Genomic DNA, 23,073 nt, shown 5'->3' with positions numbered 1-23,073 from the left:
TTCTCGTCTCAATATTCGTCAATTGTGCTGATCGCCAGGCCGCTCGAGACTGGAGGCATTCCCTAGATCATCTTGGATGTCGTCCTGCCGTGAAAGCCCTGTCTTCGATAAAAGTTTCCCTTGCCACCGCCTCGGTCATTCTCTGCTGGGCCTATTCGCCCACCGGTATCCACATCGGCCTGGAAAACTACAGCCCGGGGCACCTGGCCCTGCTGCGGTTTCTGATCGCCTCGCTGTTCATGGCCGGCGTGGCGCTGGCAAAGGGCATCGCCTTGCCCCGCCTGCGCGATCTGCCGTGGCTGTTCGTGCTGGGTTTTTTCGCGATTTTCCTCCATCACGTCAGCATCAATTATGGCCAGCAATGGGTCACGCCGGGAGCGGGCAGTGTGCTGGCCCAGTCGACGCCGTTGTTCAGTACGCTGATCGCGTATTTCTGGCTCAGGGAGTCGGTGAGCGGCTGGCGCTGGCTGGGCGTGCTTGCCGGGTTCGTCGGGGTATTGGTGGTGATCTGGGGGGATCGCGGGATTGGCACGTTCAATCCCCAGGGGTTCCTGATCGTGCTGGCGGCGCTGTCCTGGAGCATCTATTTCGCCTTGCAGAAACACTACGCCCATCACTACGACGGGCTGACCACGGTGTGCTACATGGTCTGGGCCGGCACGCTGCTGCTGTGCGTCTATCTGCCGGGGCTGGGGCAGGCGGTGACCCAGGCGTCGCTGCGGGTGAATGTCGCGGTGCTGGTGCTGGGGATCTTTCCCAGCGCCCTGGCCTACCTGGCCTGGGCCTATGTGCTGACGCATTCGGCGGTCAGCCGTTCAGCGGTTGCGTTGTACCTGATTCCACCGGTGGCGATCGTGATGGCGGCGCTGGTGTTGGGGGTTGGCGTATCGCCGATGGTGCTGCTGGGTGGGGCGATCGTGCTGGGGAGCGTGCTGGCGTTGCAGTTGGAAGGGCGCAAGGGGGACACGATTCGCGGCGGTTCGGTGCCACGGCAAGCCCGTCCCCACAGGGGCGAGGGTGCCCGTGGGATGGCGTCGGAGGAGCTTGTGCCCCAGGTCCGGCCCCGTGGGGCGGACCTGAAGTGAGGTGATTCAGGGCTTGGACAAGGCGAGATCGACCGCGGCGATCAGTTTTCCCAGGTCCTTTGAGGGGGCTTTGTGAATGACGCCGAACAGGTAGGCACGCTGCTCGTCCTCGTCGCCCATATCCGCGAAAAACACTTTCAGTTTTACCCCCAGCACATCGGCGAACAGAAACAGCGCGTCCACGCTTGGGGTGTAGCTGCCGGTTTCGAAGCGGCTGATGGTTTTGGGGTCAAAACCGGTTCTCTCGCCAAGTTCAGCCTGAGTCAGCCCCGCTACCTTGCGATAGCGTCTAATGGCCATACCCAAACTTGAAATTTCCATCGCTCAATTCCCATTTAGAATCAAGAACTTAACGATAAATCTTTGCATTAGGCAACACCATGATTCATCACCTTCTATTGCATAATGTGATGTAATTCGTAGAATCGGCGGATCGGACAGATTTTTGGTGATCGGGTTTGAAGCGGCCGTTTTGCAAGCCGGGAAATCCTTGTATTTCCCCGGGCGGCATGCCAGGCGCGCCGAACCGAGCCTTCGGGTGTCTATTTTGCGGGTTTCAGCGGTCCATGCTTCGATCTGCTGACAACCTCGGTTTAACTCTAGTTGATCTTCGTCGAAGTTCTGCCGAACAGCGTGCATTGCTCCGTTGTGGGGGCGGGCTCGGCTGTGGTGGCGAACGGGTGCTGGTCTCTGCGGGGGCGGATGCCCGGTCGAGCGGTTCAACCGAATTGCCCAAGTGAACTGACTCATGGACGAGACGTACCGCAAGGTGGTGGATGCAGCAGCGATTTTCTCCGAGACGGACCTGAACGGCCGGATCACCTACGTCAACGAGCCGTTCTGTGCCATTTCCGGCTACAGCCGCGAGGAGCTGCTGGGGCAGAACCACCGGATGCTCAATTCCGGCTTTCACCCGACCGAATTCTTTGACGACATGTGGCGCACCCTGACCCGTGGGCAGGTATGGAAGGGCGAAGTGTGCAACCGCGCCAAGGACGGCTCGCTGTTCTGGCTCGACAGCACCATGGTGCCGCTGCTGGATGATGTGACGGGGCAGGTGCGCAAGTACATGTCGATCCGCTTCGATGTCAGTGAAAAGCAGCGTTTGCTGCAGACCTTGCAGTGGCGCGTAGGCCATGACGTGCTGACCGGCCTGCCCAACCGGGCCTTTCTCTCCGAACTGCTGAACCAGGCCCTGGACTTCGCCCGGCGCGAGCGGATTCCCCTGGCGGTGTGCATGCTCGATCTCGATGGCTTCAAGGCGGTCAACGACAGCTACGGGCATGCCTGCGGCGATGCGTTGCTGGTGGAAGTCGCCGCGCGGTTGCGCGGGATCATGCGCGGCGAGGATGTGGTGGCGCGCCTGGCGGGCGATGAGTTCGTGCTGATCCTGCGCTACGTGCACGATAGCCAGGCGTTGCGCGCCGCCTTGCAGCGGGTGCTGTGGGCGATCTCGGCGCCGTACTCGATTCGCGGGCAGGAACTCCACGTCTATGCCAGCATCGGCGTGACCCTGTTCCCGGAAGATGATGAGGATGCCGACACCCTGCTGCGTCACGCCGACCAGGCCATGTACATGGCCAAGCAGGGCGGGCGCAACCGCTTCCACCTGTTCGATGTGTCGCTGGACCAGGAGATCAGGGCCACCTACCAGACCGTTGAACTGATACGCCAGGCCCTGGCCGCCGATGAACTGCGGCTGGTCTATCAACCCAAGGTCAACCTGCGTACCGGCCAGGTGCTCGGTTTCGAGGCGCTGGTGTGCTGGCAGAATCCGCAACGCGGCCTGCTCGAAGCCCACGAGTTCCTGCCGCTGGTGGCGCAGACGGATGTGATCGGCGAGATCGGCGAATGGGTCATCGATGGTGTCCTGGCGCAGATACAGGCCTGGCGGCGGGTGGGCTACCACTGGCCGGTCAGCCTGAACATCGCGGCGCGGCACTTCCAGCGCGCGGATTTCGTGGCGCGGCTGCAGGCATTGCTGGCCCGTTATGCCGAGGTGCCGGCGCAGATGCTGGACCTGGAGATCGTCGAATCGGTGGCCATCGAGAACATCCAGCGGGTGAGCCAGTGCCTGCTGGCGTGCCAGGCGCTGGGGGTGCGCTTTTCCCTGGATGATTTCGGCACCGGCTATTCGTCGCTGAGCCACCTCAAGCGCCTGCCGACCCAGACCATCAAGATCGATCGTTCCTTCGTTCGCGATATTCTCCACGACCAGGATGACCTGGCCCTGACCACGGCGATCATCGGCCTGGCCCGGGCGTTTGGCCGCGAGGTGATTGCCGAGGGGCTGGAAACGGCCGAGCAGGGGCAACTGCTGATCAGCCTGGGGTGCGACGTGGCGCAGGGTGGATTCATTGCCCGACCGATGGCGGCGCAGGCGGTGCCGGGTTGGGTCGCCGGGTTCGTTCCCTCGCCACTGTGGCGTGCAGCGCCCGACATCGTGTAGGCGTTGGCTTGCTGGCGATAACGGCCACGCAATTGATTGGCTGGCCGCCAGCGGCGGATCGACAGCAGGTATCAGCAGCGACACGCCTCATATATAGTCGCTTTGCGGGTCGGGCAGCCAGGACAGATTAGAGAACCGCGCTGGATGCAATTTCGCCCCTGCTCCGCTAGCATTAGCGGTCTTCCGCTTTCCAGATGCGACGGTTATCGATGAGTTATCAGGTTCTTGCACGTAAATGGCGTCCGCGCTCGTTCCGCGAAATGGTCGGCCAGACCCATGTGCTCAAGGCGCTGATCAATGCTCTGGACAGCCAGCGGCTGCACCATGCCTATCTGTTCACCGGCACCCGCGGGGTGGGCAAGACCACCATCGCACGGATCATCGCCAAGTGCCTGAACTGCGAGACCGGCATCACTTCCTCGCCCTGCGGAACCTGTTCGGTATGCCGCGAGATCGATGAAGGGCGCTTCGTCGACCTGATCGAGATCGACGCCGCGAGCCGGACCAAGGTCGAGGATACCCGCGAGCTGCTGGATAACGTGCAGTACGCACCGAGCCGCGGGCGCTTCAAGGTCTACCTGATCGACGAAGTGCACATGCTCTCCAGCCACTCGTTCAACGCCTTGCTGAAAACCCTGGAAGAGCCGCCTCCCTACGTCAAGTTCATCCTGGCAACCACCGACCCGCAGAAACTCCCTGCAACGATTTTGTCGCGTTGCCTGCAGTTCTCCCTGAAGAACATGACCCCGGAGCGGGTGGTCGAGCATTTGACCCATGTACTCGGGGTCGAGAACGTGCCGTTCGAAGACGATGCCCTGTGGCTGCTCGGGCGCGCGGCCGACGGTTCGATGCGCGACGCGATGAGCCTGACCGACCAGGCCATTGCCTTCGGTGAAGGCAAGGTCCTGGCCAGTGATGTGCGGGCGATGCTCGGCACGCTGGACCATGGCCAGGTCTACGATGTGCTGCATGCGCTGATCGACGGCGATGCCAAGGCGCTGCTCGAAGCCGTGCGCCACCTGGCCGAGCAGGGGCCGGACTGGAACGGCGTGCTTTCGGAAATCCTCAACGTGCTGCACCGGGTGGCGATTGCCCAGGCGCTGCCCGAGGGTGTCGACAACGGCCATGGCGACCGCGACCGGGTGCTGGCCCTGGCCCAGGCGCTGCCGGCCGAGGACGTACAGTTCTACTACCAGATGGGCCTGATCGGTCGGCGCGACCTGCCGCTGGCACCGGATCCGCGTGGTGGCTTCGAGATGGTCCTGCTGCGGATGCTCGCCTTCCGCCCGGCCGACAGCGCCGCGGCGCCCAGGCAGCCACTAAAGCCAGTGGGGATCAGCCAGGCCACAGTTGATTCCGCGAGCAAGGTGGCTGGGCCGGCCACTGCCGCGCCGGCGGCCGTTGCTCCCGTGGTCGAGACGCCTGCCGCGCCAGTTGCCCCCTCGGCTCCGCCAGCACCGGCCCCGGCTGCGGTGGTCGAGGTTGTACCCGAGCCCGAGCCGGTTGCCTGCGAGCCGGAGCCCGAGCCCGTTGCTGCGGCCGTCGAGGAAATCGACCTGCCGTGGAATGAGCCTGCCCAGGCTGCGCCACAGCCGCAGGCACCCGAGCCCGAGCCGGTCGAAGAGCCGGTGCCGGAGGTCGTTGCCGAACAACCGGAAGCGCCGCATGCGCAGTCAACGGCTCCGGAATGGGCGGCCGCGCCGATCCCCGAGTCGATTCCAGAGCCGATGAGCAGCAGCGCGGCGGGCCCCGATCGCGACGATGAGCCGCCGCTGGACGAAGACTACATCGAGCCGGACATGGATTCGGCCTACAGCTACCTGGATGAGTTGGCGACCGAACACGCCGCCGAGCTGGAGCCGCAGCCCGAGCCCGAACCGCTGCCCGCGGCGCAACCGGCAACCGGCCTGGCCCTGGAGTGGCTGCAGCTGTTCCCGAAACTGCCGATTTCCGGCATGACCGGCAGCATCGCCGCCAACTGCACGCTGATCGCGGTCGACGGTGACGACTGGCTGTTGCACCTGGACCCGGCCCACAGCGCCCTGTTCAACCCGACGCAGCAACGGCGCCTCAATGAAGCGCTGAACCAGTATCACGGGCGCACGCTGAAACTGAGCATCGAGCTGATCAAGCCCGAGCAGGAAACCCCGGCCCAGGCGGCCGCGCGTCGTCGGCACGAGCGACAGAACGAGGCCATCGCCTCGATTCATGCCGATCCGTTCATCCAGCAAATGATGCAACAGTTCGGCGCGGTGGTCCGTGACGATACTATTGAACCTGTCGATGCCCTGGTGACCCAGGGCTAATAACTGAAAGGTGCGAGGCAACCGCCTCGCACCGCTTGTCCAAGCAACTTTGAGGTGATTCCCATGATGAAGGGTGGCATGGCCGGCCTGATGAAGCAGGCGCAGCAGATGCAGGAAAAAATGGCCAAGATGCAGGAAGAGCTGGCCAACGCCGAAGTCACCGGCAAGGCCGGCGGCGACATGGTCAGCGTGGTCATGACCGGCCGTCATGACGTCAAGCGCGTGAGCATCGACCCGAGCCTGCTCGAAGGCGTCAGCGATGACGACCGTGAAGTACTGGAGGATCTGTTCGCCGCCGCGGTCAACGATGCCGTGCGCAAGATCGAAGCCAACAGCGCCGACAAGATGTCCGGCATGACCGCTGGCATGCAACTGCCACCGGGCTTCAAGCTGCCATTCTAAGGCCGCTTGCTGTTGAACGATGCCAGGCTTGACGCCTGGCATCGTCGTTTCCGGGGCTCGCGGCCGGCGTATTTGACGCTGGCCGGAGCCGCGGGTATAAACCGCCTCTCGCAGTTTTGTCGGACCTATCGCCCATGAGCTTCAGCCCCCTGATTCGCCAACTGATCGACGCTTTCCGGGTTCTGCCCGGTGTCGGCCAGAAAACCGCCCAGCGCATGGCCCTGCAACTGCTCGAGCGTGATCGCAGCGGCGGTGCGCGCCTGGCCCAGGCGTTGGCCCAGGCCATGGACGGGGTCGGGCACTGCCGTCAGTGCCGCACCCTGACCGAGGACGACCTGTGCCCGCAGTGCGCCGACCCTCGGCGTGACGACAGCCTGCTGTGCGTGGTCGAAGGGCCGATGGATGTCTATGCGGTGGAGCAGACCGGCTATCGCGGTCGCTACTTCGTGCTCAAGGGCCACCTGTCGCCGCTCGACGGCCTCGGCCCGGAGGCTATCGGTATTCCGCAACTGCTGGCGCGGATCGAAGAGCAGGGCAGTTTCACCGAGGTCATCCTCGCCACCAACCCGACGGTCGAGGGCGAGGCTACGGCGCACTACATTGCCCAATTGCTGACCAACAAGGGGCTGGTCACCTCGCGTATCGCCCATGGCGTGCCGCTGGGCGGCGAGCTGGAGTTGGTGGACGGCGGCACCCTGGCACATTCGTTCGCCGGTCGTAAACCGATCACCTTGTAAGGGCAGCGGCCGTCCCGATGAGGGGCGACACGCCTGGTGTTGCTGTCGGCTTCAGGACGTCAGCAACAGCATGATCTGGTCCAGGCGGGTGTTGGCCACCCAGGCCACCAGCGTGCCCAGGAGGGTCGCACCGCCAGCCATGTAGGCCAGACGGGCACGGATGGATTTTACATCGCTGCGCACTTCGCCAAGGTCACGGTGGATGTATTCGAAGCGGGTTTCCAGTTCGGTGATGCGCGGTTCCATGGTGCTGCCTCCAGAGGCGGCGTTCTGCTTGGCCAGGCTGTCGGGACCGGCGGATGGCTGCACGGGATCGTGGTTGTCCGGCCACCGGTAGGCAGGTTGCAGGTGCGGTGTGACATAGCGCTTGAGCTCGACTTCCATGTGATTTTTTGTCCTCGAAGGTCCAGGCTCCGGGCGCCATCGCCCGGATAAAAGACACTTCAAAAACTCGCTCTATTTGGCTGGCGGGTCAATTGAGGCGATTCCCTGATATCTATCGGAAAAGTCGCCAGGGCGGCAGTGGCTTGTCCGGTCAGGCATAGGGGCCGTCCCAGTAGCGCTTGTACATGCCCAGGCTTTTCTTCAGGCCCTTGGGCAGGTAGCGCTCCTGCTGGCTGAGTTTGTAGGCGAACAGCTTCACCGCATTGCGCAGCAGCGAGCCAGGCCAGGCCGCCAGGCGCCTGGGGCCGAGGAATTTCAGCTCGGACAGCACATAGCGCAAGCCTTCGCCGCCCGCGCCGCCGAATGCCTGGCGAATCCACGGTTCGCGGGCATGGAACACGCCGATATCGAAGTAGCGGCGAAACTCTTCCCAGAGGGTGTAGTTGTGCGAATGCCGGCAGCAGGCGCTGCCCTCGTAGGCGACTTTCCAGCCGGCCAGCAGCATCTTCGCGGCTACGTACATGTCTTCGGACAGAATCACGTGCTGTGGGAAACCGCCGACCTGCACCAGTGCCTGGCGCCGGTAGGCACAGAAGGAGTTGGAAGCGAACGCGGTCTTGATGCCCAGGCGTGGCGCGTCCTCCAGGCTCTTGACCTGGGAGGTGGGCGGGTAGTTGAACAGCCGCGCGTGCTCGGCCAGCGGGCTGGCGTCCAAGTGTGCCAGTTGCCGGCCGCAGACCGCACCGATGCGTTCGTCGGTGAACGGCCAGGCGATGTTGGCCAGTGCCTCGGGATTTTCCAGGTAGGCATCCTGGGTCATGAACACGTAGACGTCGTACTCCGGGTGGCGCTCGACCATCATCTGCCGGGTGCCGCCGTGGTTGAAGTCCCTGCTGTCGATGCGCAGGACATTGGGGCAGCGGGACTCGGCCAGCTCGAAGGTGCCGTCGCTGGAGCTGGAGTCCACGATCAGGGTATCGAACACCGCCGTCTGGCGGTCGAGGGAGTCGAGCAGGCGTTCCAGGTCCCGACGGCCGTTATAGGTCGGGATCACACAGGCCACTTTGAGAGTCGACATGGTTCAGCCTCCAGGAATTGCCGCCGGCCGCCAGGGACGCAACCAGCAGGCCAGGGCGATCAGCAGCGCCAGGCTGTAGAGGGTGCTCAGGCCCAGTTGCAGCCAGGTCCCCGAGAGCGGGTGCAGCACCAGGGCGGCGCTGATCATCACGCCGAGCCCCAGCAGCCAGTGGCTGCGCCAGGGCACTTCGGCCAGCAGTTGCTGGCGGCGCATCAGCAGCAGGCCGGTGAGGATCACGCCGCAGACGGCCGCCAGGGCGACTCCGACCAGACCGAAGACATACGGCAGCACTGCCAGCAGCAGGGCGTTGAGCAGGCTGCCGGCCAGTTCGCAGTTGAGCGGCATGCGCGTATCGCCGGCAGCGTAGGCGTAGCGGGCGAGCAGGGCGTTCCAGGCGCCGAACATCAGCGGTACGGCGAACCACGCCAGCAGTTCCGGCAGCGGGCTGTCGGCGGCCTGGTTGGGCAGCAGCAGGCTGACCAGCGCGGCGGCGGCGCCGATCAACCCGGCCACGGCCGGCAGGGTCAGCAGGGTGGCACTGGCCAGGCCCTTGCGCAGCAACGACAGACGCTCGCTGCCGGCGCTGCCGCTCATCAGTCCGAGCAGTACCTGGTTCAGGCTCATCAGGGCGATCAGCGGCAGGTTGATCAGCTTGCGCGCCAGGTTGATCCAGGTGACCGCGCCTTCACCCAGCAGCGAGGCGACCATCCGTTCCAGCAGGGCCAGGCCCTGGCTCGCCAGGTTGCTGCTCAGCAGCGGGCCGATCTGCTTGAGCAACTCGCGGCCGGCACCGGGGGCGTGTGCCGCCTGCCAGGGTTTCCAGCCGCTGCGCAACAACGACGGCAGCAGCACCGTCGGCATCAGCAGGCTGCCCAGCACGCAGGCGCCGGCCAGGCCGGTCGGCGTCGCCGCATGGCGCAGAATGGCCAGGTACAGCACCGGCGGCAGGTTGAACAGCAGCGAGCCGAGCCCGGCCAGGACGAAGCGCGAACGCGCCTGCAAGGGCACGCAGAACAGCCCATGGAGGATGAAGCCCGGCGCGCACCAGGCCAGCCAGTGCAGGCTGCCGCTGGCCAGTTGATAGCCCTGGCTGTCGAGGCCGGGGCCGATCAGTCGGACCCACAGCGGCGCGCCGATGCTGAGTACGCCGCCCACCAGCACGCCGCCCAGCAGCAGGCGTGGCGCCAGCGCCCCGAGCCAGTTGGCCTGGTCGCCAACCGAGCGTTGCTGGTACAGCGGCAGTGCCGCCGCGCTGAGCAGGCCGGCGGCCAGCGCCATGCGCAGGGCTTCCGGCAGAAACAGCGCGACGAGGAAACTGTCGCTGCGCCCACTGGCGCCCCAGGCGGCCACCAGCAGCCACTCGCGGGCGAAACCGGCGGCCAGGCCGGTGAGGGTCGCCAGGGTCAGCCAGAGGGTCGATCCGAACATCGGCGTGGCTCAGTGGAACAAAGTGAACAGGCCTTTGCCGCCCACCTTGTAGTTGAGGCCACGGCAACGTTCGCCCTTGATCGCCGCATCCGGGCCGCCGACGATGGCGTAGGCCGGAATCGGCTTGGACACCACGCACTGGCCACCGACCACCGCGCCCTCGCCGATGTCGGCACCGAAGGACAGCAGCGCACGGCTGGCGATCCAGGCATAGTCGCGGATATACACCGGCCCACCGACCGCCCAGAATTCCGGCGCGTGGACATCATGCCCGCCGGCGATGATCAGTACGTGGGAAGCAATGGTCACGTGGTCGCCGATGATCAGTCCGCCGCGGGCATCCAGCTGGCAGTGCCAGCCGACCGTGCTGTCGTTGCCGATGCGCAGGCTGTCGACACCCAGCACCTCGGTGTTGCGCCAGACCGTCGAGCCCTTGCCGATTTTCGCCCCGCCCAGACGCAGCCAGAGCAGGCGCAGGGTGTGACTGGGGATCTTGCAGATGAGGATGTTGTAGGCCAGTTCCCACCAGCGCAGCATGCGGTCGCGCAGGGTCGGCCAGTTGATGCCGTAGAGCGGGATCAGCGCGCCCTTGATCTCGCGCCCCAGCAGGGCATAGAAACGCCGGGCCAGCGGGTTTTCGATACGTGGTTCGATGTTCAGGTAGCTGATGAAGCACAGCACGTTGCCCTTGAGCGGTTGTTCGAAGCAGACATCGTTTTCCAGCATCCAGTCATAGGCGGCTTGCAGTTCCTCCAGGCTGACGGCCATCTTCTCTGCGTATTCGGGCAGGGCCTCTCGCAGGTTCTGCGAGTGCAACATACGGTGTTTCATGGGTGGGCTCCAGAAAGGCTCGAGGCCTTGGGCTTGAGGCGTCGGGCTTCGTGCAGGTTCAGGCCCAGCAGCAGCCAGAACAGGGCGATCAGTACCTGGGTGAAGCTGAAATAGTGGTCGAAGATACCACTGAGCAGCGCGGCCACCAGGCCGGCGGTGCTACCGAGCCAGAGGGCATTGTCCGCGGTCAGGCGGATGGTCTCCTGGTGGGGGCGGGTTTCCCGCCACCAGCTCCAGATGACCGTGACGAACAGCAGCATGCCGGGAATGCCGAGCTTGTAGATGAAGTTCAGCCACAGGTTGGATATCCCCCAGAGGCCGGTACCGGGCACTGGGGGCTCGGTCTTGAAGCCGATACCGAAGGGGAACATTGCCATGGCCTGCGGGAAGTGCGCGTACTCGTCGAAGCGCACGCTGGTACTGGCATCGTTGGTGGAGAAGAGGGTCAGCAGGCGATCCTGCAGCGGCGGATAGAACATCAGCAGGAGGGCGCCGAAGGCCACGCCGCCCATCAGCAGGCGACCGGTGTAGGGCACGCGCTTGCGCGCCAGCCAGATCAGCACCACGATCAGGCTCAGCAGCGCGCCGCGCGAGCCGCTCAGCAGCAGGGCCACCGCGCCCAGGCCGGCGACGGCGAAGCCCAGCGCCCGTGGCCAGCCCTGCCGGGTCAGGCCGAAGCAGAAGGCCAGTGGCAGCAGCAGGGCCATGGCGCCGCCCGTGACGTTGGGGTGCATCCATGGCGAGCCCATGCGATTGGACATCGCGCTGAGGCTGTCGCCCAGCACCGCGATACCGCCATAACCGAGCCTTTCCAGGATCGGCGTCATGCTGGTGGCGGTACCGTTCTTGAGGAACACCGGGATCGACAGCAAGAGCATCATCAGGGTGCCCAGCAGCAGGCCGGTCACCACCTGTTCGCGGGCCTTCGGCGTATTCAGCAGGCGTGGCACCAGGAACAGCACCGAGAGGTTGAGCAACCAGCGGATCCAGTTCACCGGGCCGTTGCCCTCGGCGTTCACCGTCAGTTGGCCGACGACGAAGGGAAAGGCGCTGAACAGCATCAACGCCACCAGCAGACGCTCGGTACGCAGCAACGGCGGCTTGTCCGGCAGGTTGTTGAACATGGCCTGCACCAGCACACTGCCCCAGACCAGCAGGATCAGCGCCTCGGACACCGTGGTGCGGATGCCGATCTGCACCGTCGAGTAGGGCAGGAAGGTGGCGAGTACGCTGAACAGCAACAGGCCCCACAGCGGGTGGCGGATGATCGTCACGATCCCGGCGATACCGACCAGCACTATCAGCACCTTGAAGGCCGGCAGCAGCCAGACCAGCACACCGAAGACCAGGCTGAACAGCAGTGCTATGGGCATCGCGATCGGCATTATTGCAGCTCCCCGAGCAATTGGTTGAAGCGTTCCCGGTAGGCGGCCGTGGCGTAACGGGCGGCCCACTCGCGCAAGGCGCCGGAATCTTCGGCCGGGGCCTCGGCCAGGCTCAGCATCAGGGCGGTCAGTGCCGGACTGTCGGTGGGCGAGAAGCGCGGGCTGTGCGGCGGGGTGATTTCATCCAGCGACGAACCGCTGGCGACCGCGACCGGCGTGCCGACGCTCAGCGCCTCGACCACCGGCAGGCCGAACCCTTCGGCGTAGGAGGGTTGCCACAACCGCTGGGCCTGGCGGTACACCGCGTGCAACTGGGCATCGCTGATACCGCTGAGGTAGTGCAGCCCCGGCAGGTGCCGCAGCGGCGAGGGCAGGTGCTCGGGGTCGCCGATCAGCACCAGTTCCGGGACCTGGTCCGATTGCTGGCGGGCGGTCTGCCAGGCACTGACGAACCAGGGGATGTTCTTGCGCGGCTCGCGGGTCCCGACTGCCAGCCAGTAGCGCTCCGGCAACTGCAGGTCGGTGATGTCGGCCGGCTCGCCGCTGAAACCATCGACCAGGTTGGGCAGGACCCGGACCTTGTCGCGGGCCTGCGGGAACAGTTTGACCAGTTCGTCGGCGGTGTACTGCGAGGGTGTCCAGATCCGGTCGGCGACCTTCACCGAGTGACCGATCGACAGCCGGTCGGTGGCGCGATAGATCCGTCTCTTGATCTGCGAGCCGTGGCTGTTCTGCAGCGTCAGCTGGAACAGGTCGTGCAGTTGCAGCACATAGCGCATGCCGGCCGGCTTGCGGCCCAGGGGCAGGCCCATGTTGAAGTTGCAGATATAGACTTCCACCCCGGCCTCGCGCAGGGCACCGGGGAGGAAGCCGGCTTCGAACTTCAGGCGCAGGGGCAGCCGGTGAATGCCCTGCAGCGGCGCCTCCCAGCGTGGGCAATGAACGCGGCGGCGCAACGGATGATCATAGGGCGCCACACCGAACAGTTGCAGTTGCACCGCGGGGTTGGCCCGCAGGGCCTCTTCCAGTGCCAGGTTCTGACGGCCGATGCCGGTTTGGGTGTAGCCCGCCGTCGGGCGGTAATCCAGGCCTATGCGCATACGGACACTTCTTCTTTCTTGAGCTGTGGGAGTCGGGTGTAGACCGCTTCGAGCTGTGCGGCGGCCACGGCCCAGTCGTGTTCGGCCCTGACGTAGGCCCGGCCGGCGTCGGCGATCTGTTGCAGGCGCGCCGGGTCGGCCAGGGCGTCGGCGAGTATCCGGGCCAGCACTTGCGGGTCCTCGCTGCCCAGGTAGTGGCGGCCGTTCTCGACCTTCAGGCCCGAGCTGCCCTGGTCGGTGGTGACCACCGGCAGGCCGGCGGCCATGGCTTCCAGCACCTTGAGCTTGGAGCCGCCACCCTGGCGCAACGGGGCGAAGAACACCGAGGCGCGGCTTTGCAGGGTGCGCAGGTCGGGCACGAAGCCCTGCCACTCGATGCGTGGGTCGCTCCAGCGCTGGCGCCAGGCGTCCGGCAGGCCGTAGCCGGCAATGGCGAAGCGTACCTGCGGATTGAGCTTCCAGAGTGCCGGGAGGATTTCCTCCAGGGCCCACTCCACCGCATCCAGGTTCGGGCTGTATTCGTAGTTGCCGATGAACAGCAGGCGCTGGGCCGCAAGGTCAGGGGTCACGCCGGCGTAATGGCCGGTGTCGACGCCGTTGACCACCACGGCCACCGGCTTGCCGGTCTGTCCGTGCAGAACATCGGCATCGGCGTGGGTCACCGCGACCAGCTCGGTGGCCTGGCCGAACACCCGGGCCTCCCAGCGCCGGTAGCGCCACTGGTCGTACAGGGTGAAGGGTTTCAGCCAGCCGGGCAGCCGGTCGTAGCTGGCCGCACCGAGGGCCGACTCGACATTGTGCTCGGTGAGGATGAAGTCGCGCCCGCTGTCGATCAGTGGTTGCTCGAACGGCTGGAAACTGTAGCTGTGCTCGATCTGGATCACGTCCCAGTGTTCCTCCAGCAACTGGCGGAACTGCTGCTGCAACTGCGGCGCCGAGCCGTTGACGGCGGCCAGCATCGGGTAGGGCGCGAGCAGCGCGGTGAGCAGTGTGCGCAGGCTGCGCAGCGGCCGCCGCGGCACCACGATCAGTCGTTCCAGATGCGGCAGCAGGGTTTGGCGGGTGGCCTCGTCGAGCGCGCTCTTGGACTGCACCAGCAGGGTGATCCGGTGCCCACGGGCGGCCAGGCTGCGCAGCAGGTGGAATTGTCGGGTCTTGCCGCCGCTGGTGGTGGGCCAGGGCAGGTAGGGCAGAGTCCAGAGTATCTTCATGGCGACCACACCAACAGTTGCAGGCTGGTTTTCAGCGGTACGGTGACGGCCTGGCCGTCGCTCAGGTCGGTACGGCTGCCGGCCAGTGGATCGTACAGGGCTGCCTGGGTGACCCCGGGCAACTGCAGGCTGCTGCCGCTGGCGCTCCAGAACATCCACACGCGCGCTCCGTCGTTGCGGGTCCAGGTGACGCTAAACAGGTCGTCGGGGGCATTGCGCAGGTTGGGCGTGTCGGCCGGTTGCAGTTTCGGGCCGGTCACTTCGAGGAAGTTCTTCAGCGCGGTATAGACCGGCTTGGGTTCGCCGTCGAGGTCTACCAGGCCGTAGAACTGATCCCGCGGGGTGGCCCGGGCGTCAAGGTCGCTGAGGTTGAACAGGAAGATCCGCTGGTAGTCCATCGCGCTCATCAGGGCCAGGCGACGCAGGGTGTAGTCCTGCTGGCCGGAGATGCCGATCAGCGCCTGCATTTCCCTGGGCCCGGCATAGCTCGACCAGCCCCATTCGGTGGCCCATACCTGCGATACCCCGGCGCCGTGCAGCGACTTGTTGAGGCTGTTGCCCTTGGTCAGGAAGTCCCTGGCCGTGGCGCTGTCGCCCTCGGGCAGCTCGGAATAGGGGTGGTAGGCGGCGATGAGGTTCTGGCTGGCCAGCCCCTGGCTGACCAGGTTGTCGAGCATCAGCCCCGGGGTGCTGTGCATCTGGCTGTAGTAGGCCAGGCCGGCGGTGGCCACCGGCTTGCCCGGGACCTTCGCGCGGATCGCCCTGGCGGTGGTGGTCAGCAGTTGGTAGTAGGCGGTGGGATCTTCCTTGGGTAGCCAGATGATGTTCGGCTCGTTCCACACCTGCCAGGTGTTCACCTGGGGATAGCGTTCGGCCAGGGTCGCCATGCGATCGGCGAACAGGTTGAAGTCCCTGGGCGGGTACTGGTCGGTATTGCTGGCGCCGGCCGGTGCGCTGCTGGCAAAGGCCGGCGAGCCCACCAGGTAGGCGAGGATATTGTAGTTGTGCGCCTGCATCTGCTTCATCGCCGCATCGAGGGCGGCGATGTCATAGACCCCTTGCTGCGGCTCGATCATCGGCCAGTGGATGGTCAGGCGCACCCAGTTCAGGCCCAGCTCGTCGAGCCGGCTCATCTGCTTCTGGTAGATATCCGGCTCGAAATACTGGAACTGCACATTGACCCCGAGGAAGTCCTTCCACTCGATTGCCCGCGGCGCCTTGAGCAGCACCTGGGAGGAGGACTGGGCATCGGTGTCGCGCCACTGCAGGCTGCTGAGGACGCCGGCCAGAGCGACCAGCAACGGCACCCAGAGAATCGGTTTACGCCACATTTTCATGCCCTCGACAGGCCTGCTCGAACACCTGCAGGAAACGGTTGGCAGTCTGGCTCCAGACCCGCTGGTTGCCGATCATGCTGGCGTGTTCGGCCCAGCGGATCGCCAGTTCCGGGCTGGCGCACAGGTGACTGATCTCGGCCGCCAGGGCGGTGACGTTGCCCTGGGGAAAGATCACGCCGTTGCCCTGGGCGACTTCCTCGGCGAACGAGCGGGCGTCGGAGGTGATCGCGCCGCGCCCGCAGGCGGCGGCCCAGGACAAGGCGCCGCTGGTGCCACGCAGTTGGCCGAGCAGCTTGAGCTTGCTCGACTCGCGGTAGGGCAGCACCATCACGTGGTGGGCCTGGATCACCTGGGGGATGTCCGCGGCCGGCAGGTCGAGCTGCCAGTCGATGCTGTCCTGCAGGCCGAGGCGCCGGATGTGCTGGCGCAGTTGATCGAGGTAGCTGCCGGACGGGCCGAAGGCCATTTCCGGTTCGCTGCCGCCGGCCAGGGTCAGGCGCAGCCTGCTGCGCAGTTCGGGTTGCTGGGTGAGGGTGATCGCCAGGGCGTCGAGCAGGTCCTCGATGCCCTTGCCGCGGTAGATGAAGCCGAAATACAGCAATTTCAGCGGCTCCAGCGGTGGCAGCGGCGCGGGTTCGATGGCCAGGTTGCCGTGGGGGATCACCGCCATCTGTTCGCCGCGCAGGCCCATGCGCTGGCGCAGGCATTGGCTGCCCGATCGGGTCAGGGTGATCAGCCGGGTCAGGCTGCGGGCCAGTTGCCGTTCCTCGCGCAGGCACAGCGGGTCGGCCAGCACCGTGGCCACCTGCGGCAGGGGCGAGGGCAGGCGGCTGGCCAGTGACAGCGGCCAGGGCAGGCGTTCGCGCCGCCAGACCAGGCGTTCCGGGTCGTGGATGGTGGCCGTCAGTGGCAACCGCGCAAAGCGTGCACGCAAGGCCTTCAGGGCATTGAACTCGGCGAGCCGGCCGCCACCGATTTCCGCGTGCACCAGGTCAATGCCCTGCCAGTCGTGGTCGGCCACCGCCCGGACCGCCCGCTGCGGGTCGTTGCCCAGCCCGGCCAGCGGTGTGCTGACGCGCACGCCCTGGCTCTCCAGGGCCGTCTTCAGGTGGCCGGCATAGTCGGCGATGCCGTTCTGTTCCGGCGGCAGGGGCGCGAGCAGAGCGATATGCATCAGGCGTGACTCCGCAACCGTGCCAAGGTATTGAGGACCCGCTCCGGAATCTCGAAGCGGCGCCGGTTGAGGATGATGCCGTCGACCCGCTTGAAGGCAGTGTTGAGGGTCGTCAGGGCATTTTCCAGAATCGGCACGGTGGTGGTTTCCGCTTCGATGATCAGGGTGATCAGGTCGGCCTGGCGCAGGATCACGAAGGCTTCCTGGTTGGAGAAGAACGCGCCGGCATTGAGCAGCAGGATCTCCCCCGGTTGCGCCGGGCCATCTCCTTCGACCCGTACGTTGTGGCCGCGCTGGCGCAGCAGTTCGCCAAGGTGTTCGATGACGAAGGTGACCCCTTCGCCGTGGCGGGCCGAGGTCAGGCCGATGCTCAGGCCGTGCTCGGCGACCCGTTCCAGCGGCAGCACGCCGTAGAGCCGGTACATGCTCGCGGTGAAGGCGGTACGCCGCTGCGGATTGTCGTCGCTGATGTCCTGCAGGCTGGTCCAGACCTTGACCCCGAAGCGCGACTCGATCTTGTCGCCGTCGTGGATACGCTGGTCCAGCAGGTAGAAGAAATACAGCGCCAGCAGGCCGACGGCCAGGCTCAGGGGAATTGCCAGCAGGATCATGCTCAGGCTCTTGGGGAAAACCCGGGCTTCGTTGAGGGTGGCCTGTTCGATCACCGCGATGTTGCTGATCCGGCTCTTGTCCAGTTCGCGGTCGATGCGGGCTTTCTCGGTGCTCTCGCTGTACAGCGCGAAGCTCTTCTCGGCGGCATCGAGTTCGCGTTGCAGGCGCGACATCTCCGGTTCGAGCGCCAGGGCCTGGCGGCGGTCCTGTTCCAGTTGTTCAAGCTGGGTCTTCTGCTGCGCGGCCTGAGTCTGCAGGCGGCTGAGGCTGGCCTGCTGGTCGGCGAAACTGTTCTGCAGGCGGGTGTAGACCGGGTTCGGGGCCAGGTTGTCGGAGCGCTGGACCACCGCATTCTGCGCCTTGAGCAGCTTCTCCAGATTGGCGATGGCGGTGTCCATGGCCTTCACCGGTGGCGCGCCTTCCTTGAAGGTGCGCAGCATTTCCTGACGTTCGATCTGCTTGGAGTTGATCCGTTGCTGCAGGTCCTGGCGGTCGGGGTTGATACTCATCTGCCGACCGATGCTGATTTCTTTCTTCATGCTGTTGAGCTGCGCCTGGATCCGCTCCAGGCCGCTGCGGGTCGAGGCCACGGCACGGGTGGTGTTCAGGTGTTCGCCGCGCAGGTTGTTGAGATTGCGTGAGATATCGTTCAGGCGCTCGGAGATGCTCACCGCCCCCAGTTCGTTGAGGTGGGCCTCGATCTTTTTCTTGTAGTCGAGAATCCGCGCCTGGGTCGCCTTGCTTTCACTTTCATAGAAGGTATAGAGGCTCTTGCGTCCGAGGCTGCGGGTACGTTCCTGCTCGTACTGCTCGATCCAGCTCTGGACGATGGTCTGTGCCACCGCCGGGTTGTTCCAGGTGAAGCTGATTTCCATGACCGAAGAGCCGGGGGCGTGGGTCACGCTGAAGTTCTTCAGCAACTGGTCGGCCAGGCGTTCGACCGGGGTCTGCTTCTCCACCACCCCGAGCAGTTGCAGGAGCCCGCGACCGGCATCGGCCAGCGCTTGCACGGTGCTCTTGACCAGGGTCTTGACCGTCGCCAGGAAGCCTTCCTGTGGCGGCATCCTGGACAGCTCGTTGAGGTACTGCTCGGCCACCAGGCGGGCGATCGGGCGCCCGGTGAGCATGCGCTCCTCGTCGAGAATCGGATCGCGCTGGGCACTGGGAATGATGGTCGCCTGGCGATCGGAGATCTCGATCGGCAGGGTGCTGGTGTCGCGTCCCGGCTTGACCAGCAGCAATGCGGTGGACTCGTAGCGGTTGGGCAGCAGGAAGGCGCCCAGCAGGATGATGATGAGCGTCACCAGCACGGTGATTTTCACTTCGTGCTTGAAGATGAAGAACAGGCGCAACAAATCGCGGAAGGAGCGGATATTGATCATGTCTGTTGTCCTTAACGATCAGTTGCTGTTTTCACGCAGGTTGTAGTTCACCCCGATACCAATCGATTTCTGGAACGGAATCAGCTGGTTCAGGTACAGGTCGACCCACTCGATGCCGTTGCCCACGTGGGACTTGGGCACGAAGATCACGTCGCCGCGTTGCAGCAGTACCGGCGGGCGGTTGCTGACGCCGGCGAGCATGGTGTCGCGGTAGTCGAAGAAATAGGTCTTGTAGCGGCCGTTGTCTTCCTGGCGCAGCAGCGCGACGTTGCGGCTGTCACCCACCGGCAGCAGGCCGCCGGCACCGATCAGCGCCTGTTCCAGGGTGGTGGCGGTGGTCACCGAGAGGTTGTTCGGGTTGCGCACCGACCCCCCGACGAACACGGTGTTGCCCGGTGAAGTGGAAATGTTCACGGTCAGCGCCGAGTCCTGGTAGATGTTCTTGAGCTTGTCTTGCAGGAACAGGGTCAGCTCCTGTGGAGTCAGGCCCGCGGCCTTGACGTTGCCGATGTAGGGGTAGGCGAAGCTGCCGTCGTTCATCACGGTGAACAGCGTCAACTCATAGATGGAGTTGGCGGTGAAGGCGGAGATCGAGGGTGCCTCGCCGGTGTTGCGTACGATGCGCAAGGTATCGCCGGCACGGATCCGCTGTGCCGGCAGGGGCTTGCCGGCCAGCGCCTCGCCAGCCCTGTGACCTTCCTCGAGCACGTTTTTCTGCGGCAGCACCACCTTGGCCGGGATGCTGCAAGCGCTGAGTAATAGAACACTGAAGATCAGCAAGGGGGTTTTCATTGGTCGGTCGTCCTGTCGTGCATGTTTACAGCTCCCTGACGGGCTTGGTGTTGGTGCGCTTGCCGCGCTTCAGGATTTGCCGGGTTCGACGGGAGCCCGCCCGTAGATATCGGTGAAGCGCACGATATCGTCCTCGCCCAGGTATTCGCCGCTCTGTACCTCGATCATCACCAGGTCGATCACCCCGGGGTTGACCAGGCGATGGGTCTTGCCCGGCTTGATGAAGGTCGATTCATTGGTGTCGAGCAGAAATTCGTTGTCGCCGTTGGTGACCCGCGCCATGCCGCTGACGACGATCCAGTGTTCGCTGCGGTGGTGGTGCATCTGCAGCGATAGCGAGGCGTTGGGCTTGACCATGATGCGCTTGATCTTGAAGCGTTTGCCCTCCTCGAGCACGGTATAGGTCCCCCATGGCCGGGTCACCGTCCGGTGCAGACGGTAGGCTTCGTGGCCCTGGCGCTTGAGCTCCTGGGCGATGAGTCTCACGTCCTGGCTGCGCTTGCCGTCGGCGACCAGCAGGGCGTCAGGGGTGTCGATGATGATCAGGTCCTTGAGACCGACCCCGCCGACCAGGCGCTTGGGCGAGTCGATGTAGCAGTTGTTCACGTCGTACAGCACGGTTTCGCCGTTGCACTGGTTGCCGTTGGCATCGGCCGGGGTCAACTCGCGTACCGCCTGCCAGGAACCGATGTCGCTCCAGCCGAGCTGGCAGGGCACCACCGCGACCTTGCGCGAGCGTTCCATCAGCGCATAGTCGATGGAGATATCCGGGGCGAGCCCCAGGGTCTTGCTGTCCAGTTCCAGTTGCAATTCCTGGCTGCCTTCGCGACTGTGGCTGTGGGCCAGGCATTCGTTCATGGCCGCCAGCACATCCGGGGCATGCTCCTGCAGTTCGCGCAGTACCGCGTCGGCGCGCATGCAGAACATGCCGGCGTTCCACAGGTGCAGGCCGCCGTCGACGTAGCGTTGGGCCGTGGCCGCATCGGGCTTCTCGACGAAGCGCGCGACCTGGAAGCTGCCGTCGTCCAGGGCCTGGCCCTTCTCGATATAGCCAAAGCCGGTTTCCGCCTGGGTCGGCACCAGGCCGAAGGTCACCAGCCAGCCCTGATCCGCCAGTTTGCGCGCGCTCTGCACGGCCTTGGCGAAGGCCTCCAGGTCCTTGATCAGGTGATCCGCCGGCAGTACCAGCAATTGCGCATCCTCGCCGTACAACCGGCTGACATGCAGGGCGGCGGCGGCGATGGCCGGTGCGGTATTGCGGCCGAAGGGCTCGAGGATGAAATCCAGGGCCGTGCCGCCCTTGTTCAGCAGACGGTAGTCATCCAGGGTGCGGAAGAACACCTCGCGATTGGTCACGGTCAGCAGGCGCTGCACGTCGGCCAGGCCGGTGGCGCGGCGGAAGGTCTTCTGCAGCAGGCTCTCGCCGTCCGGCAGGCGCATGAAGGGCTTGGGCATCGCTTCGCGGGAAACCGGCCAGAGTCGGGTACCGGCACCGCCGGCGATGATGCAGGGAATGAGCAGGCTCATTTCAGAAGGCCTCGCGTGTCAGGAGCACTGCCGGGACAGTGCGGAACAGAATGTAGAGATCGAACCAGATCGACCAGTTTTCGATGTACTCCAGATCGAACTCCACCCGTTTCTCGATCTTCTCCAGGGTATCGGTTTCACCACGGTAGCCGTTGATCTGCGCAAGCCCGGTGATACCCGGCTTGACCCGATGGCGCGAGGTGTATTCCTTCACCGCTTCCTCGAACAGGATGCCGGCGGCCTTGGTCGCCGTCGCATGGGGGCGCGGGCCGACCATGGACATGCTGCCGACGAACACGTTGAACAGTTGCGGCAGTTCGTCGAGGCTGGTCCTGCGGATGAAGCGTCCGACCCGGGTGATTCGCGGGTCGCCACGGGTGGTCTGTTTTTCGGCGTTGGCGTCGGCCTGGTGCTGGTGCATCGAGCGGAACTTGAACACCTCGATCAGCCGGTTGTTGTAGCCGTAGCGCTTCTGGCGAAACAGCACCGGCCCCGGCGAGTCGATCTTGATCGCTATCGCCACCAGCAGCATGATCGGTGACAGCAGGATCAGCGCCAGGCTCGACAGCACCATGTCCTCCAGGCGCTTGAACATCGGCGACCAGCCGCGCAGGGGGACTTCGGAGGCATTGAACATCGGCAGGTTGGCGACTTCGGTGATGCGGTTGTGGGCATGGCGGAAGGCGACCATGTCCGGCACCAGCAAGACGTTGACCGGCAACCGGCGCAGTTCGCGAATGATGTAGTCCATGCGGTTTTCCGCCGACCAGGGCAGGGCGACCAGCACCTGGGTGACCTTCTCCTCCCGGATCAGTTGTTCCAGGTCGCTGGAGTTGCCCAGCAGCGGCAGGTTGACCATGGTCTTGGGCAGCCGGCCGATACGGTCGTCGATGAAACCGATCACCCCGGAGCGGATGTCCTGGTGCTGGGACAGGTATTCGGCCAGGCGCTGGCCGTTCTCGGTGGCGCCGAGAATCACCGCGTTCTGCAGGAAAATGCCGCGTTGCATCAGTTGCTGGAACAGCGCCAGCAGGATCAGCCGCTCGATGCCGAACAACGTCAGGCTGGCGATGAACCAGACCAGCAGTTGCGTGTTGTCCAGGTAGTTGAACAGTTGCAGCCCATGGTGCATGAACAGCAGCAGGCAGAACGCCGAGGACCAGGCGAACAGGGTGATCTGGAAGCGCAGCATGTTGCTGAAGATCGCTTCGGCGTAGACGCCCAGTGCCTGGAAGATCAGTACGCTGATGACACCGAAGAACAGCAGGATGGCCAGGTAGCTCTCGGTGATGTCGGGGGTTTGCTTGCGCAGGTAAACCAGGAGCAGCAGGCCGGGCAGGATGGCGGTGAGCCCATGGACCAGGCGAATGCCGAACAGAAAGTACTCGACCATGCTGGGCCGGGTAAGGAACAGACTGTCGACTGGTTGCAAGCGCATTGAGACCCCCTTCCTTTTCTACCCTCTCGAAATGGCAACTACGAAGCACTTCGGTAGGTAATTCCTATAGCAACGCTCCAGGTTTATTGCGCTGCCCCATCCCTGGTAGACGGTTCTTCTGTCAGATGCAACCGGTCCTGACTGTCATCCAATCAAGGACAAGTCTGACTGCTCTAGTCGTATTCACCGACACATGTGTACATTTTTTCCTCCTGTGTACAGGGTATAGGCTTGAGTAAAGCTCATGAAACAGTCGGTCGCTAATTGAATGACACCCTGTCACTGAAAAAAATTTCCGACGTCGCTGTATTGACGGTCGAGGCCGGTCTAGAGCCGACGCGGGGGCCGGCGATGAAATAAATCCCCGTCACGGCAAGTCGTTTTCATCCGTCTGCGGTCCACATTTCTCAAGGCC

The 23,073-nt window shown here is 64.6% G+C and carries 19 protein-coding genes; 5 read left to right on the top strand and 14 right to left on the bottom strand.

The genetic code is table 11. The annotated features are described in order from the left end of the window. Window positions 1-89: 89 nt before the first annotated feature. Entirely contained in the window at window positions 90-1,085 is a 996-nt protein-coding gene (locus tag PF66_RS22815) for a DMT family transporter (RefSeq protein ID WP_054063894.1), read from the top strand. A gap of 6 nt (window positions 1,086-1,091) precedes the next feature. Here PF66_RS22815 and PF66_RS22810 read toward each other — a convergent pair whose 3' ends face one another. Continuing rightward, window positions 1,092-1,406 (bottom strand): helix-turn-helix domain-containing protein, encoded by a 315-nt coding sequence (locus PF66_RS22810; RefSeq protein WP_054056846.1) that lies wholly within the window; start codon window positions 1,404-1,406, stop codon window positions 1,092-1,094. A 427-nt stretch (window positions 1,407-1,833) separates the two neighbouring features. Between PF66_RS22810 and PF66_RS22805 the strand changes: the two genes are divergently transcribed. The 4 genes from PF66_RS22805 to recR all read left to right on the top strand — a co-directional run bounded on the left by PF66_RS22805 (window position 1,834) and on the right by recR (window position 6,979). Then, the gene (locus PF66_RS22805) at window positions 1,834-3,534 is read left to right on the top strand and encodes a putative bifunctional diguanylate cyclase/phosphodiesterase (protein ID WP_054063893.1); all 1,701 of its coding nucleotides are present in this window, start codon (window positions 1,834-1,836) and stop codon (window positions 3,532-3,534) included. 209 nt (window positions 3,535-3,743) lie between these two features. After that, window positions 3,744-5,840 carry a DNA polymerase III subunit gamma/tau gene (dnaX, locus tag PF66_RS22800; RefSeq protein ID WP_054063892.1) on the top strand — a complete coding sequence of 699 codons (2,097 nt, stop codon included), beginning with the start codon at window positions 3,744-3,746 and terminating at the stop codon, window positions 5,838-5,840. 63 nt (window positions 5,841-5,903) lie between these two features. Continuing rightward, complete coding sequence (locus PF66_RS22795) at window positions 5,904-6,242, top strand: YbaB/EbfC family nucleoid-associated protein (RefSeq protein ID WP_054060347.1); 339 nt, start codon at window positions 5,904-5,906, stop codon at window positions 6,240-6,242. A 134-nt stretch (window positions 6,243-6,376) separates the two neighbouring features. After that, window positions 6,377-6,979 (top strand): recombination mediator RecR, encoded by a 603-nt coding sequence (gene recR, locus PF66_RS22790; protein WP_054060348.1) that lies wholly within the window; start codon window positions 6,377-6,379, stop codon window positions 6,977-6,979. Window positions 6,980-7,030: 51 nt separating this feature from the next. Here recR and PF66_RS33505 read toward each other — a convergent pair whose 3' ends face one another. The 13 genes from PF66_RS33505 to PF66_RS22725 form a co-directional block, all read right to left on the bottom strand. After that, window positions 7,031-7,363: a hypothetical protein gene (locus tag PF66_RS33505; RefSeq protein ID WP_241494419.1), complete on the bottom strand. Its 333-nt coding sequence runs from the start codon at window positions 7,361-7,363 to the stop codon at window positions 7,031-7,033. Between the two features lie 151 nt (window positions 7,364-7,514). Continuing rightward, the gene (locus PF66_RS22780; protein WP_054063891.1) at window positions 7,515-8,441 is read right to left on the bottom strand and encodes a glycosyltransferase; all 927 of its coding nucleotides are present in this window, start codon (window positions 8,439-8,441) and stop codon (window positions 7,515-7,517) included. 3 nt (window positions 8,442-8,444) lie between these two features. After that, complete coding sequence (locus PF66_RS22775; protein WP_054063890.1) at window positions 8,445-9,869, bottom strand: lipid II flippase MurJ; 1,425 nt, start codon at window positions 9,867-9,869, stop codon at window positions 8,445-8,447. A gap of 9 nt (window positions 9,870-9,878) precedes the next feature. After that, a complete protein-coding gene (locus PF66_RS22770; protein WP_054063889.1) occupies window positions 9,879-10,700 on the bottom strand; it encodes an acyltransferase in 822 nt (273 codons plus the stop codon). After that, the gene (locus tag PF66_RS22765; protein ID WP_054063888.1) at window positions 10,697-12,085 is read right to left on the bottom strand and encodes an O-antigen ligase family protein; all 1,389 of its coding nucleotides are present in this window, start codon (window positions 12,083-12,085) and stop codon (window positions 10,697-10,699) included. Before PF66_RS22765 ends, PF66_RS22770 begins: the two co-directional genes overlap by 4 nt. Next, window positions 12,085-13,185: a glycosyltransferase family 4 protein gene (locus PF66_RS22760; RefSeq protein WP_054061493.1), complete on the bottom strand. Its 1,101-nt coding sequence runs from the start codon at window positions 13,183-13,185 to the stop codon at window positions 12,085-12,087. Before PF66_RS22760 ends, PF66_RS22765 begins: the two co-directional genes overlap by 1 nt. Beyond that, on the bottom strand, window positions 13,176-14,396 hold the full coding sequence (locus PF66_RS22755) for a glycosyltransferase family 4 protein (protein WP_054061496.1): 1,221 nt from the start codon (window positions 14,394-14,396) through the stop codon (window positions 13,176-13,178). Before PF66_RS22755 ends, PF66_RS22760 begins: the two co-directional genes overlap by 10 nt. Continuing rightward, window positions 14,393-15,727, bottom strand: a complete 1,335-nt coding sequence (locus PF66_RS22750) for a beta-galactosidase (protein ID WP_192842844.1) — start codon at window positions 15,725-15,727, stop codon at window positions 14,393-14,395. The genes PF66_RS22755 and PF66_RS22750 overlap by 4 nt, the downstream gene beginning before the upstream one ends. Continuing rightward, window positions 15,717-16,907, bottom strand: a complete 1,191-nt coding sequence (locus tag PF66_RS22745; RefSeq protein ID WP_054063887.1) for a glycosyltransferase — start codon at window positions 16,905-16,907, stop codon at window positions 15,717-15,719. Before PF66_RS22745 ends, PF66_RS22750 begins: the two co-directional genes overlap by 11 nt. Next, entirely contained in the window at window positions 16,907-18,901 is a 1,995-nt protein-coding gene (locus PF66_RS22740; protein ID WP_054057070.1) for a GumC family protein, read from the bottom strand. Before PF66_RS22740 ends, PF66_RS22745 begins: the two co-directional genes overlap by 1 nt. A gap of 18 nt (window positions 18,902-18,919) precedes the next feature. Then, window positions 18,920-19,693 carry a polysaccharide biosynthesis/export family protein gene (locus tag PF66_RS22735; protein WP_054057071.1) on the bottom strand — a complete coding sequence of 258 codons (774 nt, stop codon included), beginning with the start codon at window positions 19,691-19,693 and terminating at the stop codon, window positions 18,920-18,922. A 69-nt stretch (window positions 19,694-19,762) separates the two neighbouring features. Continuing rightward, window positions 19,763-21,220: a mannose-1-phosphate guanylyltransferase/mannose-6-phosphate isomerase gene (locus tag PF66_RS22730; RefSeq protein WP_054063886.1), complete on the bottom strand. Its 1,458-nt coding sequence runs from the start codon at window positions 21,218-21,220 to the stop codon at window positions 19,763-19,765. A 1-nt stretch (window position 21,221) separates the two neighbouring features. Then, complete coding sequence (locus tag PF66_RS22725; protein WP_054057073.1) at window positions 21,222-22,658, bottom strand: undecaprenyl-phosphate glucose phosphotransferase; 1,437 nt, start codon at window positions 22,656-22,658, stop codon at window positions 21,222-21,224. Window positions 22,659-23,073 lie beyond the last annotated feature (415 nt).

The sequence above is a fragment of the Pseudomonas asplenii genome (assembly GCF_001293465.1).
In the GTDB taxonomy this organism is placed as follows: domain Bacteria; phylum Pseudomonadota; class Gammaproteobacteria; order Pseudomonadales; family Pseudomonadaceae; genus Aquipseudomonas; species Aquipseudomonas fuscovaginae_B.
The sequence above is the reverse complement of the archived record's forward strand: the minus strand, read 5'-3'. Positions and strand labels throughout refer to the sequence as shown.

Coding starts and splice junctions, on each gene's coding strand:
- PF66_RS22810 (WP_054056846.1), bottom strand. CDS start 1,406: ATGGAAATTTCAAGTTTGGGTATGGCCATTAGACGCTATCGCAAGGTA.
- PF66_RS22805 (WP_054063893.1), top strand. CDS start 1,834: ATGGACGAGACGTACCGCAAGGTGGTGGATGCAGCAGCGATTTTCTCC.
- dnaX (WP_054063892.1), top strand. CDS start 3,744: ATGAGTTATCAGGTTCTTGCACGTAAATGGCGTCCGCGCTCGTTCCGC.
- PF66_RS22795 (WP_054060347.1), top strand. CDS start 5,904: ATGATGAAGGGTGGCATGGCCGGCCTGATGAAGCAGGCGCAGCAGATG.
- recR (WP_054060348.1), top strand. CDS start 6,377: ATGAGCTTCAGCCCCCTGATTCGCCAACTGATCGACGCTTTCCGGGTT.
- PF66_RS33505 (WP_241494419.1), bottom strand. CDS start 7,363: ATGGAAGTCGAGCTCAAGCGCTATGTCACACCGCACCTGCAACCTGCC.
- PF66_RS22780 (WP_054063891.1), bottom strand. CDS start 8,441: ATGTCGACTCTCAAAGTGGCCTGTGTGATCCCGACCTATAACGGCCGT.
- PF66_RS22775 (WP_054063890.1), bottom strand. CDS start 9,869: ATGTTCGGATCGACCCTCTGGCTGACCCTGGCGACCCTCACCGGCCTG.
- PF66_RS22770 (WP_054063889.1), bottom strand. CDS start 10,700: ATGAAACACCGTATGTTGCACTCGCAGAACCTGCGAGAGGCCCTGCCC.
- PF66_RS22765 (WP_054063888.1), bottom strand. CDS start 12,085: ATGCCGATCGCGATGCCCATAGCACTGCTGTTCAGCCTGGTCTTCGGT.
- PF66_RS22760 (WP_054061493.1), bottom strand. CDS start 13,185: ATGCGCATAGGCCTGGATTACCGCCCGACGGCGGGCTACACCCAAACC.
- PF66_RS22755 (WP_054061496.1), bottom strand. CDS start 14,396: ATGAAGATACTCTGGACTCTGCCCTACCTGCCCTGGCCCACCACCAGC.
- PF66_RS22750 (WP_192842844.1), bottom strand. CDS start 15,727: ATGTGGCGTAAACCGATTCTCTGGGTGCCGTTGCTGGTCGCTCTGGCC.
- PF66_RS22745 (WP_054063887.1), bottom strand. CDS start 16,907: ATGCATATCGCTCTGCTCGCGCCCCTGCCGCCGGAACAGAACGGCATC.
- PF66_RS22740 (WP_054057070.1), bottom strand. CDS start 18,901: ATGATCAATATCCGCTCCTTCCGCGATTTGTTGCGCCTGTTCTTCATC.
- PF66_RS22735 (WP_054057071.1), bottom strand. CDS start 19,693: ATGAAAACCCCCTTGCTGATCTTCAGTGTTCTATTACTCAGCGCTTGC.
- PF66_RS22730 (WP_054063886.1), bottom strand. CDS start 21,220: ATGAGCCTGCTCATTCCCTGCATCATCGCCGGCGGTGCCGGTACCCGA.
- PF66_RS22725 (WP_054057073.1), bottom strand. CDS start 22,658: ATGCGCTTGCAACCAGTCGACAGTCTGTTCCTTACCCGGCCCAGCATG.